Genomic DNA, 26,926 nt, shown 5'->3' with positions numbered 1-26,926 from the left:
AACCATGACGACACAATTGATAGAAAATTTTACATACATTTCATGCCAACTGAGTAATGGCGTGGGACAGATGATCCTCAACCGAACCGATAAGCATAATGCCTTCGATGAGGTGATGATCACCGAAATGATCCAAACCCTCGATCATTTTGCGACCAATGACCAATGCCAGATACTGGTGCTGAAAGCCAATGGTAAAAACTTCAGTGCAGGCGCCGATCTCAATTGGATGCGCAAGCAGGCCAAGATGGATTTTGAGCAAAACTTGGGTGATGCCAATGAGCTTGCCAAGCTGATGTCGACCTTAGATAAATTTCCTAAACCCACAATTGCCTTAGTCCAGGGGGCAGCATTTGGTGGCGCATTAGGGCTTATCTGTTGTTGTGATATCGCCATCGCCAATGAGCGAGCCAGTTTTTGCTTAAGTGAAGTGAAACTCGGACTCATCCCGGCGGTTATCAGCCCTTATGTGGTACGCGCCATGGGCCAACGTGCCTCGCGTCGCTACATGTTGACTGCCGAGCGATTTACTGCCGAAAAGGCACTGGAACTGCAAGTGATTCACGAGATTAATGACGATCTCGAGGCCGCCGCCGAGCCCATTATTCAAGCCCTGCTCGCGAACAGCCCACAAGGCATGACATGGGTGAAAACCTTGCTATCTCGCCTCGAAGATGGCGTTATCGATGACGCGACTCTAGATTATACCAGTGAATGTATCGCCAGAATCCGGGTATCAAATGAAGGTCAGGAAGGCTTAAATGCCTTCTTCGACAAGCGCAAGCCAAACTGGATCAGCGCTCAAATCGATTCAAAAAATATCAGTGTGCAAGGAGCCAAATAATGTTTAGCCAATCCTTAATAAAAAAACTATTAATTGCTAACCGTGGTGAAATCGCCTGTCGTATCATCAAAACAGCCAAGGCTATGGGCGTGCGCACCGTGGCTTTATACAGCGACGCCGACGTCAACGCCCGCCATGTGGCATTAGCCGATGAATCCTTCTACTTAGGTGGCAGCGCGCCGGCAGACTCTTATCTTAAAGCCGATCTGATCATCGACATCGCCAAGAAGTCCGGCGCACAGGCCATACACCCGGGATACGGTTTCCTCTCTGAAAATGCCGAATTTGCCCGAAAATGTGAGCAAGCCGGCGTCATTTTCGTCGGCCCTACTGCCGATGCCATCGAGTCAATGGGCAGCAAGAGCGCCGCAAAAGAGATCATGGGCGCGGCAAATGTGCCGCTCGTGCCTGGTTATCATGGTGATGCCCAAGATGATGCTCTACTCGTCGAGGAAGCCAACAAGATGGGCTTCCCCTTGCTTATCAAGGCTTCCTATGGCGGTGGTGGTAAAGGCATGCGTATCGTCGAGAATAGCGCTGAAGTATTGGAAAACATCCACTCTGCCAGACGTGAAGCCAGCTCCTCCTTCGGTAACGACAAACTCCTGATGGAGCGTTACCTGCGCCAACCTCGTCATGTTGAAGTACAAGTCTTCGCCGACAACTATGGCAACTGCATCTATTTATCAGATCGCGACTGCTCAATTCAGCGTCGCCATCAAAAAGTCGTCGAAGAAGCGCCAGCCCCAGGCCTGAGTGACGAACTCAGAGTCGAGATGGGTGAAGCGGCAGTCGCGGCGGCCAAAGCCATCGACTATCGCGGCGCAGGCACCATAGAGTTTCTACTCGATACCGATAACAGCTTCTATTTCATGGAGATGAATACTCGTCTGCAGGTTGAGCATCCGGTAACTGAGATGGTCACAGGCCAGGACTTGGTTAAATGGCAGTTGATGATAGCCAGCGGCAGTCACTTACCCTTGAAGCAAGATGAAGTGCGTATTCACGGCCACTCATTCGAGGTGCGTATCTACGCCGAAGATCCGCAAAATGACTTCCTGCCCACCAGCGGTAAGCTTAACTTCCTGCGTGAACCTGAGCAGAGTAAGTTTGTACGAATCGACTCGGGCATTCGTGAAAACGATGTGATCAGTAACTTCTACGATCCTATGATCTCTAAGCTTATTGTGTGGGATGAGACTCGCCCACGAGCACTGCAACGTATGGTCCTCGCCCTGGAGTCATACCAGATCAGCGGCTTGAAACACAATATCGAGTTCCTGGCTAACATCATCGAGCATAAAGCCTTCAGCGATGCCAATTTCAACACCGACTTTATCGAGCGCTACGGTGACGAACTTATCGGCCGTAGCGCCCTTCTGTCACAAGAGTCTGCGTCAAACGATGAGCAAAATGCCTTAGCCTTAGCTGTGCTCTACCAGCTCTGTGCCCGAAAAGTCGCCGCGAAAGCATGTGCGGTGAACAGTCATGATCCCTACTCGCCTTGGGGTACCGTGAGTGGGTTTAGACTCAATAGCAGCAGTATCCACCAGATCTCACTGCTGGACGATAAGCATCAAGTTCAGCATCTAGAAGTCAGTGAAGTGATTCTTGCCGGTCAGTCTGTCTATCAGGTTCAAATCGATGATAAGAATTATGTATTAAAGGGCGAGCTCATCGATGCCATGCTTCACGCTGAGATTGCCGTTAAAGACGAGCATGACAAGACTCTTGCTATCAAGGCATCCGGTCATAAAGTAAAAGTACCTGTCAGCCAGGTTGAAGCAGACTTCACCCTCTTTATCAATGCCACCAGCTATCATTACCGTGCGGTTCAGACTGAGCTCGTTGAAGAGCAAGAGTGTCTAGAAGATAAGCTCAAGGCGCCGATGAATGGCACTATCGTGACACATCTGGTCAATAAAGGTGATGCTGTGACAGCGGGTCAAGGCCTGATGGTGATGGAAGCGATGAAGATGGAATACACCATTGAATCACCCTGTGATGGCGTAGTAACCAGTTTCTTCTTCGAGGCTGGCGAATTAGTCACCGACGGCACCATATTGGTAGAAGTCGAGCCCCTAGAGCCTACAGAGAAAGCAGAAGGGAAAGCATGAAGATGACTCATGTAATAAACGCAACTGATGAGCGGAGAGCCTAATGACGTTCCCTAAACAGGTCAGCATATTTGAAGTCGGCGCCCGCGACGGCCTGCAAAACGAAAAACCTGTCAGCACTCAAGACAAGATTGTCTTGATACAAGACTTAGCCAAAGCAGGCATTAAACGCATCGAATCGGCGAGCTTCGTGTCACCCAAATGGGTGCCGCAGATGGCCGATTCGGGTGAAGTATTGCGCAATATTAAGCGTGCGGCGGATGTGACCTATAGTGCGCTGACCCCTAATCTACACGGCCTGGAACTTGCGCTTGACGCCAAAGCCGATGAAGTTGCCATCTTTGGTGCGGCGTCCGAAAGCTTCTCTCAGCGTAATATTAACTGCTCTATCCAAGAGTCCATCGCACGCTTTAAGCCACTGATGCAGCGGGCTAAGGCGGAAAACATTCGAGTGCGAGGCTATGTGTCCTGCGTCTTAGGCTGCCCCTATGAAGGTGAGATTGATGTGAGTGAAGTGGCCCGCGTGTCTGAAATTCTTTACAAGATGGGCTGCTATGAGATCTCACTCGGTGACACCATAGGCGTTGGCACGCCAAATAATGCCCGTAAAATGGTACAAGCTGTCAGCCAAGTCGTGCCGGTGGACAAACTCGCACTGCACTTTCATGATACCTATGGACAAGCACTGGCGAATATTCTCGCCTGTCTTGAAACCGGCGTCAGTGTCGTCGACTCATCGGTAGCAGGATTAGGTGGATGTCCCTATGCCAAAGGCGCATCGGGTAACTTAGCCAGCGAAGATCTGGTCTATATGTTACACGGACTCGGAATAGACACAGGCATAGATCTCACTTTACTTGCCCAGGCAGGTAACAAGATAAGCCAGGCCCTTGGCAGACAAACAGGCTCTAAAGTTGCCCAAGCCTTGCTCAGTTAAGAGCCTTCAGCGGATAAGGAGCCTTCAGCGGATAAAAGCAGCGCTCAATCCTAGGCTCTAGAACCTAGGGCCTCGTTCCTACGAATTAACACTCGACCCTTCTACAAAGGAGATAAGAATAATGGCAGGACTGAATAAAGTCGTACACAGTTATGAAGAAGCCCTTAAGGGTCTTTCCAATAACATGACTGTGATGGTAGGCGGATTTGGCCTTTGTGGTATCCCCGAAGGCTTGATCTCACATATGGTCAAAACCGGCGTAACTGGATTGACGGCCATCTCAAATAATGCCGGAGTCGATGATTTCGGCTTAGGCTTACTGCTCAAAAGTCGCCAAATCGATACCATGATCGCCTCCTATGTCGGTGAAAACGCCACTTTCGAGCAGCAGATGTTATCCGGCGAGCTCAATGTCATCTTGACTCCCCAGGGCACACTCGCCGAGAAAATACGTGCCGGCGGCGCTGGCATCCCGGCCTTCTTCACCGCAACGGGTTACGGCACCCCCATTGCCGAAGGCAAAGAAACCCGTGAGATAGACGGTCGCCATTACGTACTCGAGCCCTCACTCACCGCAGATTTCGCCTTAATTCGCGCCTGGAAAGCCGATACCATGGGTAACTTGGTGTTTCGTAAAACCGCCGCTAACTTTAACCCCATGATGGCAACGGCCGGTAAAATTACCGTGGTCGAAGCCGAGCATATCGTTGAGCCCGGCGAATTAGACCCAGATCATATCCACACCCCGGGGATTTACGTTAATCGTGTCATCCAAGGCACATTCGAGAAACGCATCGAGCAACGAACTGTAAAGCCAGCTGAAGCATAAGCTGAGGGAGAGATAATGGCATTATCAAGAGATCAACTCGCACAACGTGTAGCGGCCGAGCTTAAAGATGGCTTCTACGTTAATTTAGGCATTGGCATTCCAACCTTAGTGGCTAACTATATTCCCAAGGGAATTGACGTGATGCTGCAGTCGGAAAATGGCCTGCTCGGTATGGGAGAATTCCCCACTGAAGAGACCATAGATGCCGATCTTATCAACGCAGGTAAGCAAACTGTCACCGCCGTCGATGGCGCTTCATTCTTCTCATCGGCCGAAAGCTTTGCCATGATCCGTGGCGGTCATGTTGACCTGACTGTACTCGGCGCCTTCGAAGTCGATGAGCAAGGCTCTATCGCCTCCTGGATGATCCCAGGCAAGCTCATCAAGGGCATGGGCGGCGCAATGGACTTGGTCGCCGGCGCTGACAATATTATCGTCACCATGATGCATGCAGACAAGCGCGGTAACTCTAAACTGCTGGCTAAGTGTGAGCTGCCGCTAACTGGCTTTGGCTGCATCAAGCGTGTGCTGACCGATCTGGCCTTTATGGAGATTAAAGACGGCGCATTCCACCTGCTAGAGCGCGCTCCGGGGGTCTCTGTCGAAGAGATCGTTGACAAGACGGCGGGTAAGTTAGTTGTTCCTGAGCATGTACCAGAGATGAACCTGTGATCGGTAAGCTATAAGCTATAAGCGGTAAGCGGTAATCGGTAAGCGGTAAGCTTCGTTTTTATAAATTCTGGGCCCCATAATTATGGGGCTTTTTATTGGCTATCCCTGAATAGAAACACAAGCAAAAATAATGGCGAATCTTGCAGAATAAGCTCAGTAGCTAGTGTCAACTTTGGGTTGTTAGAAGCTGAAATATTGGTCACCCAGACTATCTCTCCGTGGCGATTGATATTAGCTACAACGTCTGGCGAATGGAGGTCACTGAATATAGCTCAACAACTAAAACAAGCATGGCAATTACATTGGGATTCGATCGACGATGACGAAACTAGTGTAAAACAAGTAATCGCCAAGATAGATAACACTCGAGAAGAGGTAAGGCTGCTACTATCTAAGTTGGATTAATGAGAGGTCCTAATACCTAGATACTAGGACCTAAATGCTGATACTAATCCCAGAGAAACTCTCTGAAATGCTTGCGGCAAACAGATTCATAGCGCTCGTTGCCGCCTATGGCAACCTGCTCACCTTCACGCATAGGCTTGCCTTCATCGTCTAGTCTCACCACCATGTTTGCCTTGCGGCCACAATGACAGATGGTTTTGAGCTCGACCAGTTTATCTGACCAGGCCAGCAGATATTGGCTACCGGTAAATAACTCTCCCTGAAAGTCAGTTTTCAGGCCATAACAGAGCACAGGTATATCCACGATGTCGACAATATAGGTCAGCTGTTTGACCTGCTGCTTACTCAAAAACTGAGCTTCATCGATAAGGATACAATGCAGTTTCTGCTCTTCATGAGCCGTCGCGATCATCTTAGCAATATCATCGCGACTACCAAATACCTGCGCAGGAGTTTCGATACCAATGCGTGAAGACACTTTACCCACACCGTATCTGTCATCGATTGAGGCCGTCATCACTAAGGTGTTCATGCCACGTTCGCGATAGTTATATGAAGACTGCAACAGTGAAGTAGACTTACCGGCATTCATCGCCGAATAGTAAAAATAGAGCTGTGCCAAACTGATGATTCCTTATAGGTGAATTCGACTACAGTTTAACAATTTTCATCACGAAAATCATGTACCCGTGCTATTCAAGCCAATACTCACTAATTCTGCTAAACATCGACTGGATCACAGCGAAACTCTAAACAAAAAAATACCGCTCAATTGAGCGGTATTTCACTTGTTAGCTATGGCTTAGATTAGCTGATAGCCTGAGTAGATTTAAACTTCAAGACTAAGATACTGATCACAAATAAGATGCTACAGGTAGCGAGTCCTGCCATCAGAGACTCGGTGAATCCCAGTACGATATACCCTCCCAAGCTGATCCCCGCCACAATTAAGGCATAGGGCAATTGAGTGATCACATGATCGATATGATGACAGTTGGCTCCCGTGGAGGAGAGGATGGTCGTATCTGAGATTGGCGAGCAGTGGTCACCAAATACCGCACCAGCGAGCACTGCCGCAAGCATAGGCAACATCATGTTGGTGTGAGTGCCCATCGCCATATCCGCGGCGATAGGTAGCATGATACCGAACGTGCCCCAGCTTGTGCCGGTAGAGAACGCTGTCAGGCCTGCAAGCACAAATAACACGGCGGGTAACAGCGCAAAGGGAATATTACCCGATGCCAGACTCGCCATGTACTTACCTGTCTCTAATTGACCAATCACACCGGCAATCGTCCAAGCAAATAGCAAGATATAGATGGCTGGCAACATAGAGCGAGCACCGGCCACCAGTCCTTTAGTCAAGTATAACTTATCCAATCCCTGTATTAAGACTAGAGCCAGAGTCGCAATAAAACCGACTAGGGCACCGAAGAACAGAGATGAGGCGACATCGGTATGTTCAAATGCACCGAGAATACTGAAAGGTTTTCCGTCTGCTGCTAAGACGTCTCCGCCGCTGCTCACCATGAAATAGAAGGTCGCCAAGACCAGTACGATAATGGGCAGAAATAATCCCAGAATCTTACCGTTTTTGGCCTCTGGAAGATCTGAGTTAGCACCGGGTGGTAAGCCTTTAGCCTCATCATATAAGTTCCCCTTCTGTGCATTGAGCTCATGTTGACGCATGGGGCCTACATTGAGGTCCCAAAAAATGACACAAAGCAGGAGTAGCAGCGCAAAGATGGCATAGAAGTTCATCGGGATCATCTGGATAAAGACACTCAGATGTCCTGAATCTGTGAAACCATGGGCAGTGAGAATACCGCCGATCAAGGCGATGATATAAGCTCCCCAACTCGACACAGGTGAGATAACGCAGATAGGCGCAGCTGTAGAGTCCAATATATAGGCGAGCTTACTGCGGGAGACATAATATCTGTCGGTGAGAGGTCTGGCGACACTGCCAACCACTAAACTATTGAAATAATCGTCGATGAAGATCACACAACCTAAGAACATGGTCAGCAACTTAGCATCACGTTTACACTTTATGTAGTTCCTTGCCCAATCGGCAAAGGCACTCGCCGCGCCGCTCACTGTAATGAGGGAGGTGATCATCCCTAACAGCACTAGGAAGCCTAGCAGATACATGTTCCAGGCATTGACAGCGCCATCATCCCAGAATAAGCCAGCAACTTGCTCACCTAAATATTGACCTGATGCTATAACAGAGAAATCATTTATCAATACAGCGCCGAGTAATATCCCCATCCCCAAAGAGAGCAATACACGACGAGTAACAATCGCCATCATAATCGCCACCACAGGAGGCAGCAATGAAAGCGCCGAATCGGCATAACTTAAAATTGTCATTTAATTATAATCTTAGTTTTTAGTACGAATGGAGGCTGCTGAACTGGTGGGATATTGACGATATCTTAAAACACCTGTCCTATCAGTAGCGCTCCATAGTAATACCGTTAATTAAAAGGTATAAATTTTCTTATCATCCGGATAAGAAATACTATGGCAGTGCCATATCTATTAGATACAGCCCCAGCAGTAAACCGTGATATGTATTACTACTTCGGCATCAAAGCCTTTCATGATAGATAAGCGGTATCACCCTGACTATCACTACTGATCTTTAATGCACCTCTACTTTTCAGGACGTTTACCATGTCATGTGCTGATTATTTGTAATCCACAGGTAGCAAAATCAGTCAGACACGCAAACGTGACGCTTATAAAAACACAGGCGGCTTTGAAAATTCCACCGCAAAGCCGCTTACCGTGATCAAGATCACACTTATTTAGTGTGAATTAAAAAAAACCACTTAAAACTTACACTTTCACAGCATGTACTCGACAATTTATAGCAAATCGGTGAGTTCAGGAACCGCTTCAAACAGATCCGCTTCCAAGCCATAATCGGCAATCTGGAAGATAGGCGCTTCCGGATCCTTGTTGATGGCGACGATCACTTTAGAATCTTTCATCCCCGCCAGGTGCTGAATTGCCCCCGAGATACCCACGGCAATATACAGATCCGGTGCCACGATCTTACCGGTTTGACCCACTTGCAGATCGTTAGACACAAAACCCGCATCGACCGCGGCACGCGAAGCACCGAGTGCACCACCTAGCTTATCCGCAAGCTTTTCTAAGATGACGAAGTTCTCACTGCTACCCAGACCACGGCCACCCGATACCACAACCGATGCAGCACCAAGTTCGGGTCGCTCAGATTTTGATAGGCTCTGAGAAACAAATTGAGTCACAGAATCAAAAACCTTATCTATGGCAACAACATCTGCTGCACCATCATTAGCGACCGCATCGAACGCGCTTGTACGTACTGTGAGTACCTTCTTTGCATCATGGCTCTGAATCGTGGCTAATGCATTACCCGCATATATTGGACGCACGAAGGTATCGGCACTGACGACTTCTACCACTTCCGATAACTGAGCAACATCTAAAAGCGCCGATACTCGTGGTAATGTGTCTTTACCTTGGCTAGTAGCTGCAGCCAAAATGTGTTCATAATCACCGGCGAGATCGACGATAAGCTGAGCCACATTATCGGCGAAGCCGTTGGCATATTGCACCGACTGTGCGACTAACACATGTCTGACACCTGCAAGTTGCTTGGCGGCATCGACCACGGCGGCGCATTCATGGCCGGCAATCAAGACATCAACATCGCCACCAATGGCTTGACCACAGGCGACAACCTTGGCGGTGTCCAGCTTTAAGCTGGCATTATCATGTTCTGCTAATACTAAAATTGCCATTAGATCACCTTCGCTTCATTCTTTAACTTATCGGCCAGTTCTGCAACACTAGCCACCATAATTCCAGCCTTACGCTCGGCCGGTGGAGTCACTTTCAATACTGTTTGATGCAGCTTAAGACTTACACCTAGATCATCGATAGAAAGGGTTTCTAATGGCTTACGCTTTGCTTTCATGATGTTAGGTAACTTAGCGTATCTAGGTTCATTTAAACGCAAATCAACCGTCACTACCGCTGGCAGCGAAATGGTAACATTCTGTAGACCACCATCGACTTCACGTGTCACGGCAAGAGAGTCGCCATCGACTTTAATTTCAGAAGCAAATGTCGCCTGGGGCATATTTGCCAGTGCCGACAGCATCTGTCCGGTCTGGTTATTATCACCATCGATGGTTTGCTTACCTAAGATAATCAGTTGTGCCTGCTCTTTTTTCTGAACTGCATTAAGCAGTTTAGCAATAGATAAAGGTACTAACGCCTCTTCAGTCTGGATATGAATACCACGATCGGCACCTAAAGCCATTGCCGTGCGTAGCTGTTCCTGTGCGGCTTTAGGGCCCACGGTAACAACCACAATTTCAGAAACCACACCTGCTTCTTTTAAGCGCACGGCTTCTTCTACGGCAATCTCACAAAAAGGGTTAATCGCCATTTTCAAGTTAGCGGTATCGACATCGGTATTGTCAGCATTCACTCTGACTTTAACATTGGCATCGACGACGCGCTTAACAGGCACCAATACTTTCATAGGGCTTCCTTCTTACGTCATATTTAGAGGGTTGAGTATAGGTTAACACCTACACAAAGTAGAGTCACTTTACGTGCTGTTAACGTTAACGTCAACAAGGATTCAAACGACTGTTTGTATTTTTTTGATACAAATCATATTATGCTGACTTTCGGCCTAAAAAATAACAATAAATAGCAGATAAGATGAATATAAATATATATTCATCGATTAAATTAAAATAACATTTGAAACTTGTTCTAATAATTCCTATTATTAGTCTAATAACTTAATAACTCACTAAATATAATTGGACCTAATAATTATGAGCGATTTTCTTGAAATACTAACTCATGGCCGCCGCTTTAAAGCCGCAGTAAAAGAACTATCAATTGAAGACTTAAAAGAATTGGCGGTAAAACTTGATAAAGTTATCTCAGAAAGAGACTCTGAAGCTGAAGCTGAAGCTGAAGCTACCGCAGAAAGAAACGCCAAGATAGATGAAATCCGTAAACAGATGGAAGCCGTAGGTTTATCCATTGATGATCTAGGTGCATCGGTAGTAAAACCCTCACCTAAGAAGCGCGCTCCACGTCCAGCTAAATATACTATCGACGTGAATGGTGAAGCAACCACTTGGACTGGCCAAGGTCGTATGCCGACAGTATTTAAGACTGAGCTAGATAAAGGCCGTTCTATGGATGACTTCCTCATCTAAATCACTTCTATCAAACAGAAGTAGTATATTAAACCGGCTCGCGCCGGTTTTTTATACTTTTTATTTAACACTATCGATAGTCACGACATTATTTTAAATCGGTGCATTGCAAGCGCAGGAAAATGACCAACTCACTGATAATACCCGAAAATCAACCGTTCTCACCCATGTTACCTTAATGATTTAACCAGATAAAAATAATAAGATTATAGAAGTTATAAGAAATAATAAAGTGCCTGAAGATGCACTCATTATCGATCTGCATGGTTATACTGTCTATCCGGGATTTATCGATCCATTTACCGACTACGCCATCGAATTTGAATACCCAAAAAATGAAGTGCCCATGAAATTATATATCGTGCTCAATCCGGCCATTTTTTAGCATTCGACAAAGGCAGTCCCCTCAAGATTACCCAAGCTCTTTGATGGGTAGCATAGCGCTTATTAGACAAACGTTCGCCGATGCGAATTGGTATAGAGAAAATAAAGACAAATCATTTTCAAAATCCGAAACCCTATTGATTGAGTTTAATAGTGCACTCGCGGCTTTGGCTAATATAGAGAACGAACAGATTATTTTCGATTATTGCTGAAATCTAACAAAACCTAAACAATCAACTCAGGGCTGCCCGCTTATTAAGTAAACATGACTATAAAGCAAGTTTACTGGATAACGGTAAAGAGTACGCTCAACTAGACGAACTTAAAGCTTATGGATATGGATTAATTCTGCCATTGAACTTCCGCCGCCCCCTTGGTTGGCGATGACAACAGTGAAAGAAAGATAAGCTTGGCACAGATGCGAGCGAGCACCGGCTAACTTGATGACCGCGAGATAGATCTCAATAATCGTCAACAACAGCTTTATCAAAAGTACCTAAAGCGCTAGAATTCCTACTGCTAGGATCATAAAATAAATTCCAATATAACGAATATGAGTACGTCACTCTACTCCAATAACAGGCCTAAATAATGAAGACCCTATTAATCTCTGCCCTAGTTTTACTGCTTAGCGCCTGTGCCGGCGAATATAAATTTTCCAGTAACCTCAGCGGGGAGGCCATCGACGATTATTTCAAGGCATCGGATGTCACCGTCTATGATAATACTAGAGCAGCGAACCTTCCTTATGAGATCATAGGTTTAGTCGAAGGCGAAACATGTCAGGAGCAAGCCAATGATGCTCCGGCTGCGATAAGCGAAGCACGCACACTTGCCCGCAGAGCCGCGGCAGATAAAGGGGCTAACGGTCTGGTTATCAAGAAGTGCCTGCTATTTGAAGAGCAAGGTCAGGGCTGTTTCAGCCGCGCCATCTGTATTGGCCAGGCAATAAAAACGCCAGTAACAGACGAGCAATAATCTTGCTTAAATATTTAATCTCCACTTCAAAGTAGTCATCAATGAGTTTTAGCAGTCAAATTCAAGCCGTGGCGTACTGTCGTACGCCCTATAAACAAAAATTTGGGATCCCCAGACAACCGGGACTCGTCAACGCCGCCCGCGGTTTTGTCGAACTCCAGGCCCCCTACAATGATATCGATACCGTCAGAGGCCTGGAACAATACTCTCACCTCTGGTTGGTATTTTGCTTCCATGAAAATCTCGCCCAGGGATGGAAAACCACAGTTCGCCCTCCCCGTTTAGGCGGCAACGAAAAGCTGGGTGTGTTCGCGACTCGCTCCACCTTCCGCCCCAACGGCTTAGGTCAGTCGGTGGTAAAACTACATAAAATCCACCGGCGCAAAGGCTATCTGGCTTTAGAGATCTCGGGAATGGATCTCCTCGATGGCACCCCCATCATAGATATCAAACCCTATATCCCCTTCTCGGACTCGATTCCTGATGCATTAGGCGGTATCGCCCATGAAGCGCCAAAACTGACCAAGGTAGAATTCAGTCAAGACGCTAAGCAGCAACTAGCCTGCTATGAGGGACTCGAGCAATACCAACAGCTAGAAGAGCTCATCATAGGTGTCCTTGCCCAAGACCCGCGTCCCGCCTATAAGAGAGCTAAGGCCGACCCTAAGGTCTATCAAGTCGCCCTCTATGACTTAGATATACTCTGGCGCGTTGTCAAAGTCGCTCATGCTAAGAATAACGATAGTGTTAGTGAAGACACCATTATTGTGCAAGAGATTAAGACGGGGATCAGTGTTTAGCTGATGGCATCATCGATGACACCAGACGACTATCAAGCATAAGAAACGCATGGCCGACATCTTCCTCCACGGCCCGATAATAATGGGCAATGAAGTCGCCATAAACCATAATGGACTGACTAAATGTGAAAGTAGCAATTCATGGTATTGCTTTACCATTGCTAACGGCATTTTCGCCATCCGCAGCTTCACCTTATTCACATTCGCGCCTTTAATGGATCCATACTGAGCCGTAAAGGGAAATGTTATCGCCGAATGTCTCGTCAACGGCCTTGACCACACTAGGATGAGCAGGCGTATAGTCATGACCCGATATTACCGGACAACCGGTAGAAACGGCCCAATCAATGTCCTTCCTCACGGATTCGTAGTCATATCCTGCATCAATGAAAATCAAACTTGGTTTGAGGGTCGCATTAGCCAAATAGAAATCCGCCGCATTACCATCAAAAATCTGGGTTGAACAATGTTCTAATGCGTAGCGAAGTGTGCGCATTGTAAACTGACGGTGCACCTCTGGAGGCAGAGAAAAAGGATTCCAAGTGAAATTTCCGTAAGCGTTCACCAGAAGGGAGTTGACTCAGCTGACACGAGATCAAACACGTCTGGGTATTCTCTGTTGCCTACAACGGCTGTAACGATCTTACTTATCACTGTGATTGGTGATAACTGCCGTTTTTTGCATGTTTCAACCACTGACAGTAACCGGGAACGGAACTTCTCCCCTCGATCTGAACGGGTGCCATAGCAAATTTTACGCATGATCACGCTACCACGTATGCAACGCTCTGCTTCGTTATTGGTCAGAGGAGTGCCTGGGTGATTGAGAAATACCCATAAGCCTTGCTCATATTTGAGAATATGACGGCATCTGCCAGCATAACGTGAAGCGGGCACATTTTTTCCGCGTTCAAGCCAGCGCTTAATACTGCGCTGTAATCGTTGCATTCGCCGACGCCAAATGGTTTCGTCAATTTCACCGGATTCGTATCTATGTTGGATGCGAAATACGGACTTGAAAAGCTATACCAGCCGGTTGCCAATATTCGCAGTGAGGCCTTTTCCTGAATAATCGGCCATTTGTTGTAAATTGCGTAGCACGTGAGCTAGGCAAAACTGATGACGCTCAGGGGCTATCCAGTTGTAGCTCGGACATTGGTCGCTCACTACGATAGCTTGAGTCTGTGCACCTAATACCGATTTGGCGGCATCCTTATTGCGAAAGTATTTCACCACCTGAAATACGGCATCATCACCCGATAGCAACCATATCCAACGGGTATGCGCTTCGCCATTACGATTATGTGTTGTCTCGTCAACATGCACTAATGACGCTTTTTTTATGTGTTGATGCAAGGCTTGGTGTGTCGGCGTCAGCATACTACTGACTCGTCCTTGAGCCTCAGAAATCAGGCCTGTAGAGAAATGAGTACCATATTGGTCTTGCAGTAAACGTTGAATTTTCCGTACGCTCAGATGATATAAACCACTGAGCACAGCTACGTAGCTAAGCAGTCTTGGTCCCATCTGGCCATCAGAAGTATCCTTAGGTAAGGTGCCTTTGCTCACCGTGTTGCATTGCTTGCAACGTCCATGAAATAGCTGATATTCAGTGATATCAAGCTTAGGCTCAGGCAGCTCAAGCACCTGATGACGATAACTGGGAGACTTATTGGCAGTCACTTCACCACCACAATCGGAGCAACAGGCCTCTGGCAAACAAGCGATTTGCTCATCGTTTTCGCCGAGTTCCGCTAGTGGTCTTTTGTGCCCCGTATGTCCAGGTTGAGCGCCAACCTTATTTCCACTACGAGGCGTTTGAGCTTTTTTCGCTCGGCCTTATCCGCAGGGGAATCAGAGGAGGGTGATTTGGATGAGTGACGAGAACTGAGCATCAACCTGTCTTCATACTCACGTAGCGTTTGCCAAAGCTCACGGATAAACAGGTTGGCTTCGCTGATATTATCAATCGAAGGCGGCTCTTGCTCGAATTGTTTTTTCTTTTTCATGAAGCCATTTTCACATGGAAAAGAGATCGTTCAATAGCTATATGACCAAACCTTATCGATCATCAATTGATCGTGTCAATAAGGGGCTGGTGAACACGGCTAGCGCATTTTAATCCCTGACTCTAACAGGGTTGAGCGATACTCGTCGTCCAACCCTGCCATCTTCTTTTTAGCCACTATACTCGCGCGTTTTGTCTGCTCTTGCTTGAACAAGGTCATTGCTATTTTTCTCATCACATTAAAAGCAAGCGGACCTCGGCCTTTACGGATCCGTGATTCAGTGGTCGTTTTTTCATGTACGTCTGATGTCACTTTGATAATGCTTTTTAAGCCAACCCACTGATATTTATTATTTAACCAACTTTTATTAACCAGCACTTGCTGACAACGTCTTGTTTCAATTCGCCCGTGACCGCTGTCTATGGTCGTATGTTCATCAAAATTATCGGCTGTAAAACCTTCACGCTGGCACTTGTGCCACCAAGCTTCTAATTCACCCTGTAGACCAGAATGATGACCTTTAAGCGCTAGAATATAGTCAGCCTTTTGCTTAACGATTAGCTTTGCTATCTCTTTTTGACATCCCATAGCATCGAGCGTGATGATGCTGACAACTCCAGGCGCTCACAGTATGAAGTGCAGTTTTGCCGTCAATGGCAATGACATCGCAACCAGTACCTTCTAGGAGAGAAGAAATCCAAGTTTGAAAAGCTTTCTCTATTTCATCCGTTTTTAATCGGCAGATAACACGGGCAATAGTGTCATGTCGAGGAATACCTGCTTTAAAAGGACGATACTGACGAAGCCAATCAAGCTTTAGATGTCCAAAGTTTTCAATGTCTTCCCATCCTTCAGAGCCTGACATAACCGCACTTATAGCGAGTAAAATAATCTCTAATAAGTTATGTTTTTTACAACGCTCAATACGGGGTTCCGCAATCGAATCAAAATGTTTTAAAAAAGTAGCAGTCATTAACATCACCAAAAAAGAGTATTTGGTGATCTGATCGCTACTTGAGCATAAAGTTCAATTTATAATGATCTTGCCGTGAACGATGAGCCAAAACTTTGAAAAAATAGATGCCGTACTCAGAGTTATTGGTGAAATTGCCGAGCAGACCAACTTATTGGCACTCAATGCTGCGATTGAAGCGGCAAGAGCTGGTGAGCAGGGGCGAGGCTTTGCGGTAGTTGCCGATGAAGTCAGGGCGTTAGCCGCGCGCACTAAGCAGAGTACCTCAGAGGTTGATAGGATGCTGAGCGATTTACGTTCAGCCACGAGACTAGTGGTCTCCTCGATGGATTCCACCCAAAAAAGCTGTAGCAAAACAGTAGACACCAACTCACGGGTAATGATCTCTCTTGAAAATATGACCTCCTCAATCACTAAGATCAATGACCTAACTACAGAGATCGCATTTTCAGCAAAAGAGCAGAGTGTGGTAACAGAAGATGTAAATATAAATATCAATATGATTAAAATTCATGAGATGATCCGCCAACTGAGTAGTAATGCTGTTGATACGGTCGACAGCACACAGAGATTAATACAGGCTAATGTGCAGCTAAACCATGTTGTTGGCGGCTTCAAACTCAATTAGAGACAAAATACCCACAATCCAAACGAAATGTAATACCCCTTCATTCCAAGGGCCAATAAACTTGGTGACATCAAATTCTCAGATGATAAAATGTCAGCCTATTTATTTCTGAACTGGATATCGGTAATGCGCGTAAGCAAGTACCTGCTTTCAACACAAAAAGAGACCCCTGCAGATGCAGAGGTGGTCAGTCATCAATTAATGTTACGTGCGGGCATGGTTCGCCGGAACGCATCGGGACTGTACAGCTGGTTACCGACGGGGCTTAGAGTTCTGCGTAAGGTAGAGGCTATTGTCCGCGAAGAGATGAACAAGGCAGGGGCTATAGAGATCTTAATGCCTATGGTTCAACCGGCAGACCTTTGGATTGAGACGGGGCGTTGGGAGAAGTTCGGCCCCGAACTGCTGCGTTTCAAAGATCGTCATAACCGTGATTTCGTATTGGGTCCGACCCACGAAGAGGTCATCACCGACATCATACGTAAAGAGATAAACTCCTATAAGCAGCTGCCTCTGACTCTGTATCAGATCCAGACCAAGTTCCGTGATGAGGTTCGTCCTCGCTTCGGTGTGATGCGTTCTCGTGAATTCCTGATGAAAGATGCTTACTCTTTCCATCTGGATCAAGAGTCTATGGATGTCACCTACGACACCATGTTCCAGGCTTATAACAACATCTTCGAGCGTATGGGCCTGTCTTTCCGCCCGGTACTAGCTGACACCGGCTCTATCGGTGGCAGCATGTCCCATGAGTTTCATGTTCTAGCCGATAGCGGTGAAGACTTGATCGCCTACTCAACCGAGAGCGATTACGCCGCGAACATCGAGAAGGCAGAAGCACCTATGCCTACGGAGCCCCGGGGAGCTGCGACCCAAGAGATGACTCTGATCGATACGCCTAATGCTAAGACCATAGCCGAACTCGTCGAGCAACACGATATCGCCATCGAGAAGACGGTGAAGACCTTGATCGTTAAGGGCGCCACTGAAGAAGTACCTTTAGTGGCTATCGTGGTTCGTGGCGACCATGAGCTCAACGAAGTTAAGGCTGAGAAGATTGAAGCCGTACTGGCTCCGTTTGAATTTGCCGATGAAGCCGATATACGCAAGGCGATTGGTGCAGGACCTGGCTCTATCGGCCCTGTCGGCCTGAACATCCCTGTGTATATCGATCACAGCGTTAATGTAATGAGCGATTTTGGCGCCGGTGCAAACCAGGACGACAAGCACTATTTCGGTATCAACTGGGAGCGCGACCTGCCTCAGGCTGAAGCATTCGATCTGCGTAATATCATCGAAGGTGAGCCTAGTCCTTGTGGTCAAGGCACTATCGCCCTGCTTCGCGGTATCGAAGTGGGTCATATCTTCCAGCTAGGGACTAACTACTCTGAATCTATGCATGCCAATGTATTGGATAAAAATGGTAAGTCTAAGACCCTACTTATGGGATGCTATGGTGTGGGCGTGAGCCGTATCGTTGCCGCCGCCATCGAGCAAAACCATGACGATCGTGGCATCATCTGGCCAGCAGCCATCGCGCCGTTCAAGGTCGGCATACTGCCGATGAACATGCATAAGTCTCATCGCGTTAAAGATATGGCCGAGAAGCTGTATCAAGATCTGAATGATGCAGGCATCGAAGTCCTGTTTGACGATCGTAAAGAGCGTCCGGGCGTGATGTTTGCCGACATGGAACTTGTGGGTCTGCCACATGTTGTCGTTATCGGCGATCGCAACATCGATAATGGCGTGTTCGAGTATAAGAACCGTCGCACCGGTGAGAAGCGGGATATCCCATTCGATCAACTGCTCGACTTCCTTAAGTCTGCCGAGTAATCACCAGCAATTAAACGACTAGCTTAATACCAGACGCGCACTCCATAGGAGGGCGCGTTTTTTATGGCATCTTTGTAGAATGTTGCCGAACAATTTTAATCCATTAATCTGCTTGATTTTTCCACATATGCAGCGTTAGATACTTTCGATATACGACTGAATGGTCTATTTTGTTCCATACAAAATAAGCCATTTCCTCCCCGGACCCATAGGAATAAAGGAAATGTCTTTAAAACGTATGGAACGCTTAGGACCATGGAGGTCAGATACAGGAGCTAGGAGCCTATAGACAGGTGAAGGTAGAATAATGCAGGAGCAATCATCGAGGAGCAATAGGTAGATCTTGCCTACAGCACCTTGAACTCTCGCTGAAAGATCATATATTTAGTAGGATTGGTATTATTAAACTAGATATTTATGCATGGAGAAAGCTTTGCCAGAAAAAACAGCGATTGTGCTCGGCGGCGGCGGGGCAAGAGCCGCATATCAGGTGGGTGTACTCAAGGCCATAGTGCAATTTTATCCACGAAATCACGGCATTCCCTTCAAGATAATCTGCGGCACCTCAGCCGGAGCCATCAATGGTACCTCTATCGCCACTCATGCTTCCTGCTTTCATCTTGGGGTGCGTAAACTCGAGTGGGTATGGCGTAACTTTCGCACCGAGAAGATATATAAATCATCGGCCAGAGGGGTACTGGGACACTTGTGCAAGATGTTACTCATGAGCCTGCAAGATGACAGAATCAACACCCATGCTGGCAGCCTGTTTAACAGCGATCCCCTACGCGACATGCTCAATCAGCTTATTAACTTCATTCGCATCGACAGAAATATCGCCAGTGGCGCTCTCAACGCTCTGAGCATCGACGTCTCCTGCTATAACACATCGAGATCGGTTACCTTCTTCCAGGGCAGTCATGATATTACTGACTGGCATAGGGACAGGCGCAGTGGCCAACGCACTCAGCTCAACACAGACCATCTACTCGCCAGTTCGGCTATCCCGCTAATCTTCCCCTCAATTAAGCTCAATCAGGGCTATTACGGCGATGGATCAGTGCATCAACTTGCTCCCTTGAGCAGCCCAATTCATCTTGGCGCCAAGAAAATCTTGGTAATAAATTTAGAGAGCCCCCACAAGCGGCAGCCCCAAGAGCTAACCCATCACCCTAAGGTGGCGACGATTACCGGTCATCTGCTCGATACCATCTTCTCCGATACCTTAAATAGCGATCTGGAACGTCTGGAGCGGATCAACGCCACACTCGAGTTAATCCCAGAGGAAAAAAGAAAGTCACTGCCCCTGACTAAGATAGAAACCTTAGTCATCAAGCCCAGCGAAGACTTGAGTCAACTGGCATCCTATTACTATAAGGAGATGCCAACAGCGGTAAAAGCTATGCTCAGGCCTATTGGCATAAAACAAGATACTGACTCGAGTATCGTCTCCTATCTGCTATTCGAGCAGGCGTACTGCAGCGCCCTTATTGACTTAGGTTATCAGGATGCCATGTGTCAGATAGATGAGCTTCGAGACTTCTTCGCCATAACTAAATAGAGAGCTAAAAAGCGATAAGCGGCTCACAGGAGCTAGTAGCTAAAGGAGCTTTGCTAGGATGAGGGCTCTTTATCAAGCTGAAGTTCCTATAACCCTGAAAACTTTTGATAACGCTGAGGGCTCTTAACGATGCTGAAGGCTCTCAATTCTCTTTTCGATGGCTTTGGCTGCCGCGCATCCCCAGAGTCGATAAACTTTTGCACTGGGATGAAAGCCATCACTGGCCATATCAGATGCTATTGGCATAAGGGGAATAATGATCAGCTCACACTCACTTTCAAGCTCGATAAGCGACACTAGCTTACGGTTAAACTCCGACGCTCTCAGTCCCAGAAACCATCTTAATGGCTGGGAAAAGGCAGGGAAACAGTGCATAGGCGGGACGGCTGTCATCAAGATATGTTTGGCGGAATATTTTGATTTGAGTAATTTAATTAACCGTGCCTGCTGAGCTATCCAATGACTCTCCCTTATCGGGCTCAAGAGATCGTTGACCCCGAGCGAGACCAAGACCACATCGATATCAGGTGCGCTGCTACTAGCTAGCCAATTGTCAGCTGAACTATTGTCATCTGGATTATTGCCATCAAGGACCTTGGCTTGCGAGCAGCCCACTGATAAGGAGTCGGTTTGAAAAGGGCGCCCCTGTAACGTCTCGATAAGATCTTCCGTCGTATTGCCTGATTTCGCCACCGGGACCAATCCACGCAATATTTCTGTGCCAATACCCGGGTCAAACAGCCACTGAGGGCATCATCTTGAGTCTCGACACCGACACCTGCCGCAGCTGAATCTCCAACGACCAGTAAACTAAGAGGTCTGCCCTCACCTAAGCAGCCACTGCGTCCCCCTGTGGCTTCGGCCAATATAGGTATATTCTTACGCACTAGCCTCCCCTGTATAAGTAACAGAGGCCCAAGTATCAGCAGCACGAAATAATAGAACATGGCTTCTCCTTGCCTAACAGGATATCAAGCTTAGGGGCCAAAGCCAGCTTAGCTTTTTCACGCAGAGATAAGATCTTCATCATGCCAATCTTGTAAGAAGTTGCCTGACCTGGCATCACAATATAACGCTCAATCTCTGACACCACATCACTATCTGCCATACCGGTATTGAGCTTCATATACTCTATGGCCTCCTCCCTGGTCCAACGCTTATGGTGAATACCTGTATCCACCACCAAACGTACCCCGCGAAATAGCTCGGCTTGCAGCCTGCCGATATTATCGAAGGGATCATCCTGAAAACCTAGCTCCCAAGCCACTTGTTCAGAGTAGAGTGCCCAACCTTCCGAGTAAGCGGTAAAAGGAGCCATCTTGCGAATAAACGGCCGGGACGACTGCCATCGAGCGACGGTCGTTGATAATAAGCACCGGGAGCCGTTTTCTCTTTAAACTTGGGAATACGTACGACTTCCATGCCCGCTTGAGGGCAAATTCGAAAGGCATCATCCAGCCCCATATTTATCTCATCGAGGATTTTCTGATAATCCAATAAGATCTGCTCGCGACCCGCATCGCTGTCTTCATAGTAAAACTTTGGATCGGCCGCCATGGTTTCAATCGCAGCAAAGAAGCCATCATCACCCCCATAGCCCTCAGATTTTAAGATGACTAATATCTCAGACTGAAGGCGAGCAACCTCTGAGAGGCCCATGTTGTGGATCTCATCCGGGGTATAATCTGTGGCGGTAAAGAATTTGAGTGATAGCCGATAAGCAGACTCGCCATCGGGGAGGTGCCAGATCCCATCATCGGTTCCCGCTTTAGCCTCAAGCTCAGAAAAATAATCGATAAACAGTCCATAAGCCGGATGGACATAGTCTCGAATACGTTCCTGTGCCGCCAACAAGATACGTGTCTGCTCTTGAATAGGGATATCCCCCACTGCGGCTAACTTGCTCTACAATGATGTGTAGAGAATATTTTCTTTGATAGGTGTATCGACAAAGCCGTTCATCTCAGTCAGTACACGTTCGATAACGAAACGTGGTGGCTGATACCAAGATAATGAGCAGGACTAGCCCGAAATATTTGAGGAGTTTTTTGAACATGACATTCCCTGTTGTCTGATTGTTGCCGACAACAGGGTATCATTAGATCTAAATAATTAACAAGTTAGTAACTGTAACACTAAATTCTGCTATATAAGTCCCTGACACTCAGACACTCAAGTTGTTATATTTTTTAATTTATCCTTGTAATAGATAAATTTCGGCTTTCTCGATGCGTCTTGGCTTACCCAGAATAATCAGGATATCGCCGGAGTGTATGCACCAATCGAGTGCCGGACTTTCTACCTCGGCCCCACTGCGCCTCACCGCCCTTAGCTCGACTCTGAGTTTCTCCCAGGGGATATCGGCTAAAGTCATGCCAACGGCGCTGGCGCCTTTAGGTAGAGCCACGGCATGAAGGTGCTCCAGGGTAAAATCAGTCTCGGCACCGGAGAAGAAGCCATGAAGATACTTGTAATGGTTACGACGCTCATACTCTAACCGCTTCAATATACGCGTCAGCGGTACTCCGCACTGGTACAAGACCTGTGAGACCAGCATTAAGCTGCCTTCTAAGGTTTCAGGGATCACCTGACTGGCCCCGGCTTTTTCAAGCTCCTCCATGTCAGTGTCATCTCGGGTACGCACTAAAATTTTAGCCTCCGGAGCCAGTTGACGACAAAGAGGTAACACCTCTTCCAGAATGCGACTGCCACTGAAGGTCAATACGATTAACTTAGCCTCCCTGATTTTAGCCTGTTTGAGTATGCTCCTTTTACACACATCGCCAAAATACACAGGTTCACCAGCCTTTCGTGCTTCAGAGACTCGGGTAGGATCTAAGTCGAGCACTAAGAAGGGCACAGCCTCTGCTTTCATAAAGCGCGCAATGGTCTGGCCAACTCGGCCATAGCCTAATATCAACACCAGATCATTTTGATGCTCAATTTTAGGCTCTATTACTAAGCTTGTCTCTCCCTTAGATTTAACCCTTTGCAACCTACGAGCAATATCCAAGCTATGGCGCACCAACCAAGGAGCGATGGCCATAGATAATACTGCCACCATTACCAGCTTAGTACTGAGCTCGACATCGAGCAGTTCGTAGTTCACCGCCAATGCCAGCACCACAAAACTAAACTCCCCCACCTGAGCCAGACTCAAGGCCGTGGCTACCGAGATCCTAAATGACTCTTTAGCTAGCCTGAGTAAGGCAAATACCACCAGAGTTTTGCCGACTATCACGGCGATCAAGATGATTAAAATCTGCCACCAGAACTGCAGTACCAAAGAGAAATCGATCAACATGCCAATCGAGATGAAAAACAAGCCCATCAAGAGATCCCTGAAGGGTCTAATATCCGCCTCTAATTGCCGCTTATATTGGCTTTCTCCTAGCAACATACCCGCCATAAAAGCACCTAACGCCATAGACAAGCCTAGCCATTGGGTTAATGCCCCTGTCAGTAAGGCCACCACCAGGGTCGAAAGCATAAACAATTCATTGGAGCGTGAACGAGCCACCTCATCGAATAACCTGGGTAAGCCCCACTTACCGAATGCCATCAGGGCGATAAAGACTAACACCCCTTCCGCCAGAGCGTAGCCTATGCCCTGTATCGATAAAGTCTCACCACCAGAGGCGAGTAAAGGCAGCAAGATGAGCAAGGGCACAACCGCAAGGTCTTGAAATAACAGCACGCTGACCGAGAGTTCACCATGGCGGCGCCTGAGCCAACCTTGCTCGTTGAGTAGCTTAAGTACTATGGCCGTCGATGAGAGCGCAATTGCAGAGCCTACAACCAGTGACTCTACTAGGCTCAGGGAGCTGAATAAGGAAATACAGCCTGCCAGTAAGGTGGTCACCACCACTTGAGCACTACCGAGTCCAAATACCGTACGTCTCATGGCCCAGAGTCTTGGCAGAGAGAACTCTAAGCCCAGGCTAAACATCAGCAAGACAACGCCCAGCTCAGCCACCGATTGCATCTCATGCTGACTAAACCAATTGAAACCTGAAGGGCCACTGATCACCCCAGTGACCAGATAGGCCAAGATTGCAGGTAAGCCAGCCCGCATGAGTAGGGCTATTGAGATGATAGCGATGACAAGCATCGACAGAACCTGGATGAGAAAACTTTGTTCCATTCTAAATTCAAACTCCGAGTCAAAAAACTGGCATGGGTTTTATGTCACTAGCACTGAAAGATTAACTGAATGAGAAATAAAGACAAATTTAATTAACATTATTTTAGGCACACTTTTTGCTTGTAATCCTACATGAGCGAGGAGCATTAACCTCAGCAATACCGCATTGATGGAGCACTCATGATGGACTTAGGACTAGCGACAGACTTTTATTCTGATGAACCAAGATATCAACCTGAATTACTTGGCTTCCAGAGCCGGGATCCAGATTTCGTACAGATCATTCAGCAGTTACATGAAAGTTTAGATCCCAGGACAGTTTTTGCCTGTTTCGGCAAGGTAATGGGTCAACACTTGCCTATCCTTGGTATAAAGCTGAGATACAACAAACACCAATTTACTTGGGGCAGACACCAAGGGCTATCCATACAGCAGCAGTTGGTACACCAAGGTAAAACGGCATGTATTGAATACAGCTTAGCCGCTCCTTTGCAGCCTTCACAGGCAAGACAATTGCAGCAGCTGCAAACATTAGTCATACAGCCCTTGTTTAATGCCACTCAATTTCAAGAGATGTCACAACAAGCCATGTATGACTCACTCACTAGACTGGGCAATCGTCATTACTATATCGAGAGTCTTAAGAAGGCCATTGCGACATCGACTCGACACGATAATGCATTGTCGATTGTGATCTTAGATCTCGATAACTTTAAGATGCTAAATGATGTACACGGACATCAATTTGGCGACACTGTACTTTCAGAGTTTGGTATCTTGCTCACTAAAGCCATCAGAAATACAGATCAGGCCTTTCGTGTCGGTGGTGATGAATTTGTTGTCGTAGTCCGCGGAGATCTGGCTGCAGCCGAAATTTTATGTAGACGCGTATTGCAAGCTATGTCCAGGTTGACACTGTTTGAAAAGCATCAAGTGCAGACCAGCTTAGGCATCTCACAATGGAAGAGCGATGAAACAGCCTGTTCATTGTATGAAAGAGCCGATAAAGCACTATATCGTGCCAAAGCGGCTGGCCGTAGATGTTATAGAGCCGACTCATATGTTAGTCCTTAAGGAGCTGTAGCCCTTTAAATATGAGGGGTTATACATTCTCAGACATGAGTTTCTGTTAGTTGTACAAAAAGCGTCTGATTATCTCTTTTAGGATGAGCGCGGCAAGCATACTCACTGAAGTAACGGCACCATTTCCTTAGTGTCTTTTTGATCCTGTATTCACGTCCAGATAACAGTGCTTTTAAAATGTCAGGCAGCCAATCGTTTGCACACCGTGCGACTTTTTGCGTAGATATAGTCACTTGGTGTATTAGGCCGCTCGCCCTCGCGATAAAGCGCTTTAATAGTAAGGTAAGCATGCTCGCCCACACGAGACTTTCGGCAATGCTTTTATCTCGAGTATTGAAGGTTTTTAAACCGCTGTAGGACTTTAACTCCTTGAAGAATAATTCTATTTGCCAGCGCAACCCATATAATTTACTTACTTTATCAGCGCTGAATTGTGCTCGCTTTAGGTTGGTGATGAGGTAACCAATCGCCGATTTATTTCTATCCCAGAAGGCGATTAATCGATGAGTTCCTGGCTTGCTTTTCCACTGAACATCGAGGTCGATTATTTGCTCTCGATGCGATTTAAGTTGCTTTAATTTTTTACCGATTAACCCTTCTATCGCAAGTCCTTGGCTATCAAAAGCCGCTTTTATATCGGGATTAATTTTACCATTGGTTCGCATAATTACATGACCACCGTGTTTGTCTGCTTGATAGCAGTAATCAATATTAAAGTAACCCGCGTCCATGAGCAGCAAGGTGTCCTGTATTTCATAAGCAAAGGGATTATAGTGCCGCTCACTTTCTGAATCGGGAGAAATACCCAGATAATTGTAATGACCAGACATCAAATCCATGGTCACGTGTCACTCCATGGCTGCCGGGTGAGTCTTGGTGAATCGGCCGGGAAACTCTTTAGTTAAACCAATGTGCAATTTGAGGGAGCTAGCATCATGAGCCTCTATCGACTTAAAGGGGTATTCACTCGGTAATACTCTATGCACTAACTCGAGTAGCCACTCGTTAGCGGCTTGTTCGACAAGAGTTCTAAGCAGTTGAGTTAACTCTGGTTTTTTAGTTTATTATGCAAGGGCTTATAGTTGATCCCGATGTCATGTTGGCTGCATAAATTCTTATGAATATCAGCAAGGTTAATATTGGTTCTGGTTCCCAAAGTATTGAGGATTGCCAGCACCAACTGCATGGGTGAAATGTTGCGCATCCGCTGCATGAAATGACACTGTTTGGCTAATTGAGTGATGTTGCATGAGTTAAGAACACTTGTCAGTTGCTTAGGAATCGCGTTAAAATTCATCTTGTGCTCTCTCATTTTTGATTAGTGGTTCGCACTTACTATTTGATCATAAGATGAGTACAACTTCCAACTTTTATTAAATAACATTGGTTAATCATGTAGATATTGAGTTTTTGCTTAAGATCCTACGTATGAAAGCCGACTTGAGTTAATTTAATACGGATACCCATGCTTAGCCAATAA

The 26,926-nt window shown here is 46.8% G+C and carries 25 protein-coding genes, 3 pseudogenes and 1 riboswitch; of the genes and pseudogenes, 13 read left to right on the top strand and 15 right to left on the bottom strand.

The window, feature by feature from the left end; genetic code table 11:
* Positions 1 to 4 precede the first annotated feature (4 nt).
* From KT99_RS09150 to KT99_RS09130, 5 genes are all read left to right on the top strand, one after another.
* Positions 5 to 844 carry an enoyl-CoA hydratase-related protein gene (locus KT99_RS09150; RefSeq protein ID WP_005499264.1) on the top strand — a complete coding sequence of 280 codons (840 nt, stop codon included), beginning with the start codon at positions 5 to 7 and terminating at the stop codon, positions 842 to 844.
* On the top strand, positions 844 to 2,961 hold the full coding sequence (locus KT99_RS09145) for an acetyl-CoA carboxylase biotin carboxylase subunit (RefSeq protein WP_005499262.1): 2,118 nt from the start codon (positions 844 to 846) through the stop codon (positions 2,959 to 2,961). The genes KT99_RS09150 and KT99_RS09145 overlap by 1 nt, the downstream gene beginning before the upstream one ends.
* Before the next feature lie 43 nt (positions 2,962 to 3,004).
* The gene (locus KT99_RS09140; RefSeq protein WP_005499259.1) at positions 3,005 to 3,898 is read left to right on the top strand and encodes a hydroxymethylglutaryl-CoA lyase; all 894 of its coding nucleotides are present in this window, start codon (positions 3,005 to 3,007) and stop codon (positions 3,896 to 3,898) included.
* Positions 3,899 to 4,019: 121 nt separating this feature from the next.
* Complete coding sequence (locus tag KT99_RS09135; RefSeq protein WP_005499250.1) at positions 4,020 to 4,727, top strand: CoA transferase subunit A; 708 nt, start codon at positions 4,020 to 4,022, stop codon at positions 4,725 to 4,727.
* Positions 4,728 to 4,742: 15 nt separating this feature from the next.
* Positions 4,743 to 5,399, top strand: a complete 657-nt coding sequence (locus KT99_RS09130) for a 3-oxoacid CoA-transferase subunit B (protein ID WP_005499248.1) — start codon at positions 4,743 to 4,745, stop codon at positions 5,397 to 5,399.
* Positions 5,400 to 5,847: 448 nt separating this feature from the next.
* On the opposite strand, the gene KT99_RS09120 is transcribed toward KT99_RS09130, so the two are convergent.
* The 4 genes from KT99_RS09120 to KT99_RS09105 form a co-directional block, all read right to left on the bottom strand.
* Positions 5,848 to 6,426 carry a thymidine kinase gene (locus KT99_RS09120; RefSeq protein ID WP_005499244.1) on the bottom strand — a complete coding sequence of 193 codons (579 nt, stop codon included), beginning with the start codon at positions 6,424 to 6,426 and terminating at the stop codon, positions 5,848 to 5,850.
* A gap of 185 nt (positions 6,427 to 6,611) precedes the next feature.
* Positions 6,612 to 8,180: a Na+/H+ antiporter NhaC family protein gene (locus tag KT99_RS09115; protein WP_005499243.1), complete on the bottom strand. Its 1,569-nt coding sequence runs from the start codon at positions 8,178 to 8,180 to the stop codon at positions 6,612 to 6,614.
* Between the two features lie 78 nt (positions 8,181 to 8,258).
* Positions 8,259 to 8,476, bottom strand: a riboswitch (Lysine riboswitch).
* A gap of 204 nt (positions 8,477 to 8,680) precedes the next feature.
* Positions 8,681 to 9,604, bottom strand: coding sequence for an electron transfer flavoprotein subunit alpha/FixB family protein (locus KT99_RS09110; RefSeq protein WP_005499241.1), 924 nt, complete (start codon positions 9,602 to 9,604; stop codon positions 8,681 to 8,683).
* The gene (locus KT99_RS09105) at positions 9,604 to 10,353 is read right to left on the bottom strand and encodes an electron transfer flavoprotein subunit beta/FixA family protein (protein ID WP_005499239.1); all 750 of its coding nucleotides are present in this window, start codon (positions 10,351 to 10,353) and stop codon (positions 9,604 to 9,606) included. The genes KT99_RS09110 and KT99_RS09105 overlap by 1 nt, the downstream gene beginning before the upstream one ends.
* Positions 10,354 to 10,657: 304 nt before the next feature.
* On the opposite strand from KT99_RS09105, the gene KT99_RS09100 reads away from it, so the two are divergent.
* Together KT99_RS09100 and KT99_RS22290 are read left to right on the top strand one after the other, a co-directional pair.
* Positions 10,658 to 11,050 carry an H-NS histone family protein gene (locus tag KT99_RS09100; RefSeq protein WP_005499238.1) on the top strand — a complete coding sequence of 131 codons (393 nt, stop codon included), beginning with the start codon at positions 10,658 to 10,660 and terminating at the stop codon, positions 11,048 to 11,050.
* A gap of 232 nt (positions 11,051 to 11,282) precedes the next feature.
* A complete protein-coding gene (locus tag KT99_RS22290) occupies positions 11,283 to 11,435 on the top strand; it encodes a hypothetical protein (protein WP_005499237.1) in 153 nt (50 codons plus the stop codon).
* Positions 11,436 to 11,756: 321 nt separating this feature from the next.
* Here the strand turns inward: KT99_RS22290 and KT99_RS22285 are convergent, their stop codons facing one another.
* On the bottom strand, positions 11,757 to 11,912 hold the full coding sequence (locus KT99_RS22285; protein ID WP_198402009.1) for a hypothetical protein: 156 nt from the start codon (positions 11,910 to 11,912) through the stop codon (positions 11,757 to 11,759).
* A gap of 113 nt (positions 11,913 to 12,025) precedes the next feature.
* On the opposite strand from KT99_RS22285, the gene rcsF reads away from it, so the two are divergent.
* Both rcsF and tsaA read left to right on the top strand, forming a co-directional pair.
* Positions 12,026 to 12,412: an Rcs stress response system protein RcsF gene (rcsF, locus tag KT99_RS09095; protein ID WP_005499231.1), complete on the top strand. Its 387-nt coding sequence runs from the start codon at positions 12,026 to 12,028 to the stop codon at positions 12,410 to 12,412.
* A 41-nt stretch (positions 12,413 to 12,453) separates the two neighbouring features.
* A complete protein-coding gene (gene tsaA, locus KT99_RS09090; RefSeq protein ID WP_005499230.1) occupies positions 12,454 to 13,212 on the top strand; it encodes a tRNA (N6-threonylcarbamoyladenosine(37)-N6)-methyltransferase TrmO in 759 nt (252 codons plus the stop codon).
* Between the two features lie 211 nt (positions 13,213 to 13,423).
* Here the strand turns inward: tsaA and KT99_RS09085 are convergent, their stop codons facing one another.
* From KT99_RS09085 to KT99_RS20730, 3 genes and pseudogenes are all read right to left on the bottom strand, one after another.
* Complete coding sequence (locus KT99_RS09085) at positions 13,424 to 13,708, bottom strand: hypothetical protein (protein ID WP_040571798.1); 285 nt, start codon at positions 13,706 to 13,708, stop codon at positions 13,424 to 13,426.
* A 65-nt stretch (positions 13,709 to 13,773) separates the two neighbouring features.
* A pseudogene (gene tnpC / locus KT99_RS09080) lies at positions 13,774 to 15,221 on the bottom strand (IS66 family transposase).
* Positions 15,222 to 15,320: 99 nt separating this feature from the next.
* A pseudogene (locus tag KT99_RS20730) lies at positions 15,321 to 16,194 on the bottom strand (ISAs1 family transposase).
* An 82-nt stretch (positions 16,195 to 16,276) separates the two neighbouring features.
* Between KT99_RS20730 and KT99_RS09060 the strand changes: the two are divergent.
* The 3 genes from KT99_RS09060 (at position 16,277) to KT99_RS09050 (ending at position 20,219) form a co-directional block, all read left to right on the top strand.
* A complete protein-coding gene (locus KT99_RS09060; RefSeq protein WP_005499221.1) occupies positions 16,277 to 16,822 on the top strand; it encodes a methyl-accepting chemotaxis protein in 546 nt (181 codons plus the stop codon).
* A 126-nt stretch (positions 16,823 to 16,948) separates the two neighbouring features.
* Complete coding sequence (locus tag KT99_RS09055) at positions 16,949 to 18,658, top strand: proline--tRNA ligase (protein ID WP_005499220.1); 1,710 nt, start codon at positions 16,949 to 16,951, stop codon at positions 18,656 to 18,658.
* Between the two features lie 433 nt (positions 18,659 to 19,091).
* The gene (locus tag KT99_RS09050) at positions 19,092 to 20,219 is read left to right on the top strand and encodes a patatin-like phospholipase family protein (RefSeq protein ID WP_040571811.1); all 1,128 of its coding nucleotides are present in this window, start codon (positions 19,092 to 19,094) and stop codon (positions 20,217 to 20,219) included.
* A 123-nt stretch (positions 20,220 to 20,342) separates the two neighbouring features.
* Here the strand turns inward: KT99_RS09050 and KT99_RS09045 are convergent, their stop codons facing one another.
* From KT99_RS09045 to KT99_RS09035, 4 genes and pseudogenes are all read right to left on the bottom strand, one after another.
* Positions 20,343 to 20,879 carry an SGNH/GDSL hydrolase family protein gene (locus tag KT99_RS09045; protein WP_332370243.1) on the bottom strand — a complete coding sequence of 179 codons (537 nt, stop codon included), beginning with the start codon at positions 20,877 to 20,879 and terminating at the stop codon, positions 20,343 to 20,345.
* Entirely contained in the window at positions 20,762 to 21,166 is a 405-nt protein-coding gene (locus KT99_RS22815; protein ID WP_232504275.1) for a hypothetical protein, read from the bottom strand. The genes KT99_RS09045 and KT99_RS22815 overlap by 118 nt, the downstream gene beginning before the upstream one ends.
* A 20-nt stretch (positions 21,167 to 21,186) precedes the next feature.
* Positions 21,187 to 22,217 (bottom strand): annotated as a pseudogene (locus tag KT99_RS20725) (DUF885 domain-containing protein); the annotation flags it as partial.
* A 196-nt stretch (positions 22,218 to 22,413) separates the two neighbouring features.
* A complete protein-coding gene (locus KT99_RS09035) occupies positions 22,414 to 24,363 on the bottom strand; it encodes a cation:proton antiporter domain-containing protein (RefSeq protein ID WP_005499209.1) in 1,950 nt (649 codons plus the stop codon).
* 183 nt (positions 24,364 to 24,546) lie between these two features.
* Here KT99_RS09035 and dgcS point away from each other — a divergent pair, with 183 nt between their 5' ends.
* Positions 24,547 to 25,437, top strand: a complete 891-nt coding sequence (gene dgcS / locus KT99_RS09030; RefSeq protein WP_040571809.1) for a diguanylate cyclase DgcS — start codon at positions 24,547 to 24,549, stop codon at positions 25,435 to 25,437.
* A 38-nt stretch (positions 25,438 to 25,475) separates the two neighbouring features.
* Here the strand turns inward: dgcS and KT99_RS09025 are convergent, their stop codons facing one another.
* From KT99_RS09025 to KT99_RS09020, 3 genes are read right to left on the bottom strand one after another with little or no spacing between them, the layout of a single operon-like run.
* The gene (locus KT99_RS09025; RefSeq protein ID WP_005499205.1) at positions 25,476 to 26,285 is read right to left on the bottom strand and encodes an IS4 family transposase; all 810 of its coding nucleotides are present in this window, start codon (positions 26,283 to 26,285) and stop codon (positions 25,476 to 25,478) included.
* Positions 26,286 to 26,294: 9 nt separating this feature from the next.
* Positions 26,295 to 26,432 (bottom strand): hypothetical protein, encoded by a 138-nt coding sequence (locus tag KT99_RS21990; protein WP_005496481.1) that lies wholly within the window; start codon positions 26,430 to 26,432, stop codon positions 26,295 to 26,297.
* 56 nt (positions 26,433 to 26,488) lie between these two features.
* Positions 26,489 to 26,743, bottom strand: a complete 255-nt coding sequence (locus KT99_RS09020) for a hypothetical protein (RefSeq protein ID WP_005499203.1) — start codon at positions 26,741 to 26,743, stop codon at positions 26,489 to 26,491.
* Between the last annotated feature and the right edge of the window lie 183 nt (positions 26,744 to 26,926).

This window comes from Shewanella benthica KT99 (assembly GCF_000172075.1).
Classification (GTDB): domain Bacteria; phylum Pseudomonadota; class Gammaproteobacteria; order Enterobacterales; family Shewanellaceae; genus Shewanella; species Shewanella benthica_A.
This window is presented reverse-complemented; position numbering and strand designations above follow the sequence as displayed.

What these genes read in the sequence shown, in the direction of transcription:
- KT99_RS09150 (WP_005499264.1), top strand. Translation starts at nt 5, where the DNA reads ATGACGACACAATTGATAGAAAATTTTACATACATTTCATGCCAACTG.
- KT99_RS09145 (WP_005499262.1), top strand. Translation starts at nt 844, where the DNA reads ATGTTTAGCCAATCCTTAATAAAAAAACTATTAATTGCTAACCGTGGT.
- KT99_RS09140 (WP_005499259.1), top strand. Translation starts at nt 3,005, where the DNA reads ATGACGTTCCCTAAACAGGTCAGCATATTTGAAGTCGGCGCCCGCGAC.
- KT99_RS09135 (WP_005499250.1), top strand. Translation starts at nt 4,020, where the DNA reads ATGGCAGGACTGAATAAAGTCGTACACAGTTATGAAGAAGCCCTTAAG.
- KT99_RS09130 (WP_005499248.1), top strand. Translation starts at nt 4,743, where the DNA reads ATGGCATTATCAAGAGATCAACTCGCACAACGTGTAGCGGCCGAGCTT.
- KT99_RS09115 (WP_005499243.1), bottom strand. Translation starts at nt 8,180, where the DNA reads ATGACAATTTTAAGTTATGCCGATTCGGCGCTTTCATTGCTGCCTCCT.
- KT99_RS09110 (WP_005499241.1), bottom strand. Translation starts at nt 9,604, where the DNA reads ATGGCAATTTTAGTATTAGCAGAACATGATAATGCCAGCTTAAAGCTG.
- KT99_RS09105 (WP_005499239.1), bottom strand. Translation starts at nt 10,353, where the DNA reads ATGAAAGTATTGGTGCCTGTTAAGCGCGTCGTCGATGCCAATGTTAAA.
- KT99_RS09100 (WP_005499238.1), top strand. Translation starts at nt 10,658, where the DNA reads ATGAGCGATTTTCTTGAAATACTAACTCATGGCCGCCGCTTTAAAGCC.
- rcsF (WP_005499231.1), top strand. Translation starts at nt 12,026, where the DNA reads ATGAAGACCCTATTAATCTCTGCCCTAGTTTTACTGCTTAGCGCCTGT.
- tsaA (WP_005499230.1), top strand. Translation starts at nt 12,454, where the DNA reads ATGAGTTTTAGCAGTCAAATTCAAGCCGTGGCGTACTGTCGTACGCCC.
- KT99_RS09085 (WP_040571798.1), bottom strand. Translation starts at nt 13,708, where the DNA reads ATGCGCACACTTCGCTACGCATTAGAACATTGTTCAACCCAGATTTTT.
- KT99_RS09060 (WP_005499221.1), top strand. Translation starts at nt 16,277, where the DNA reads ATGAGCCAAAACTTTGAAAAAATAGATGCCGTACTCAGAGTTATTGGT.
- KT99_RS09055 (WP_005499220.1), top strand. Translation starts at nt 16,949, where the DNA reads ATGCGCGTAAGCAAGTACCTGCTTTCAACACAAAAAGAGACCCCTGCA.
- KT99_RS22815 (WP_232504275.1), bottom strand. Translation starts at nt 21,166, where the DNA reads ATGTTCTATTATTTCGTGCTGCTGATACTTGGGCCTCTGTTACTTATA.
- KT99_RS09035 (WP_005499209.1), bottom strand. Translation starts at nt 24,363, where the DNA reads ATGGAACAAAGTTTTCTCATCCAGGTTCTGTCGATGCTTGTCATCGCT.
- dgcS (WP_040571809.1), top strand. Translation starts at nt 24,547, where the DNA reads ATGGACTTAGGACTAGCGACAGACTTTTATTCTGATGAACCAAGATAT.
- KT99_RS09025 (WP_005499205.1), bottom strand. Translation starts at nt 26,285, where the DNA reads ATGGATTTGATGTCTGGTCATTACAATTATCTGGGTATTTCTCCCGAT.
- KT99_RS09020 (WP_005499203.1), bottom strand. Translation starts at nt 26,743, where the DNA reads ATGAATTTTAACGCGATTCCTAAGCAACTGACAAGTGTTCTTAACTCA.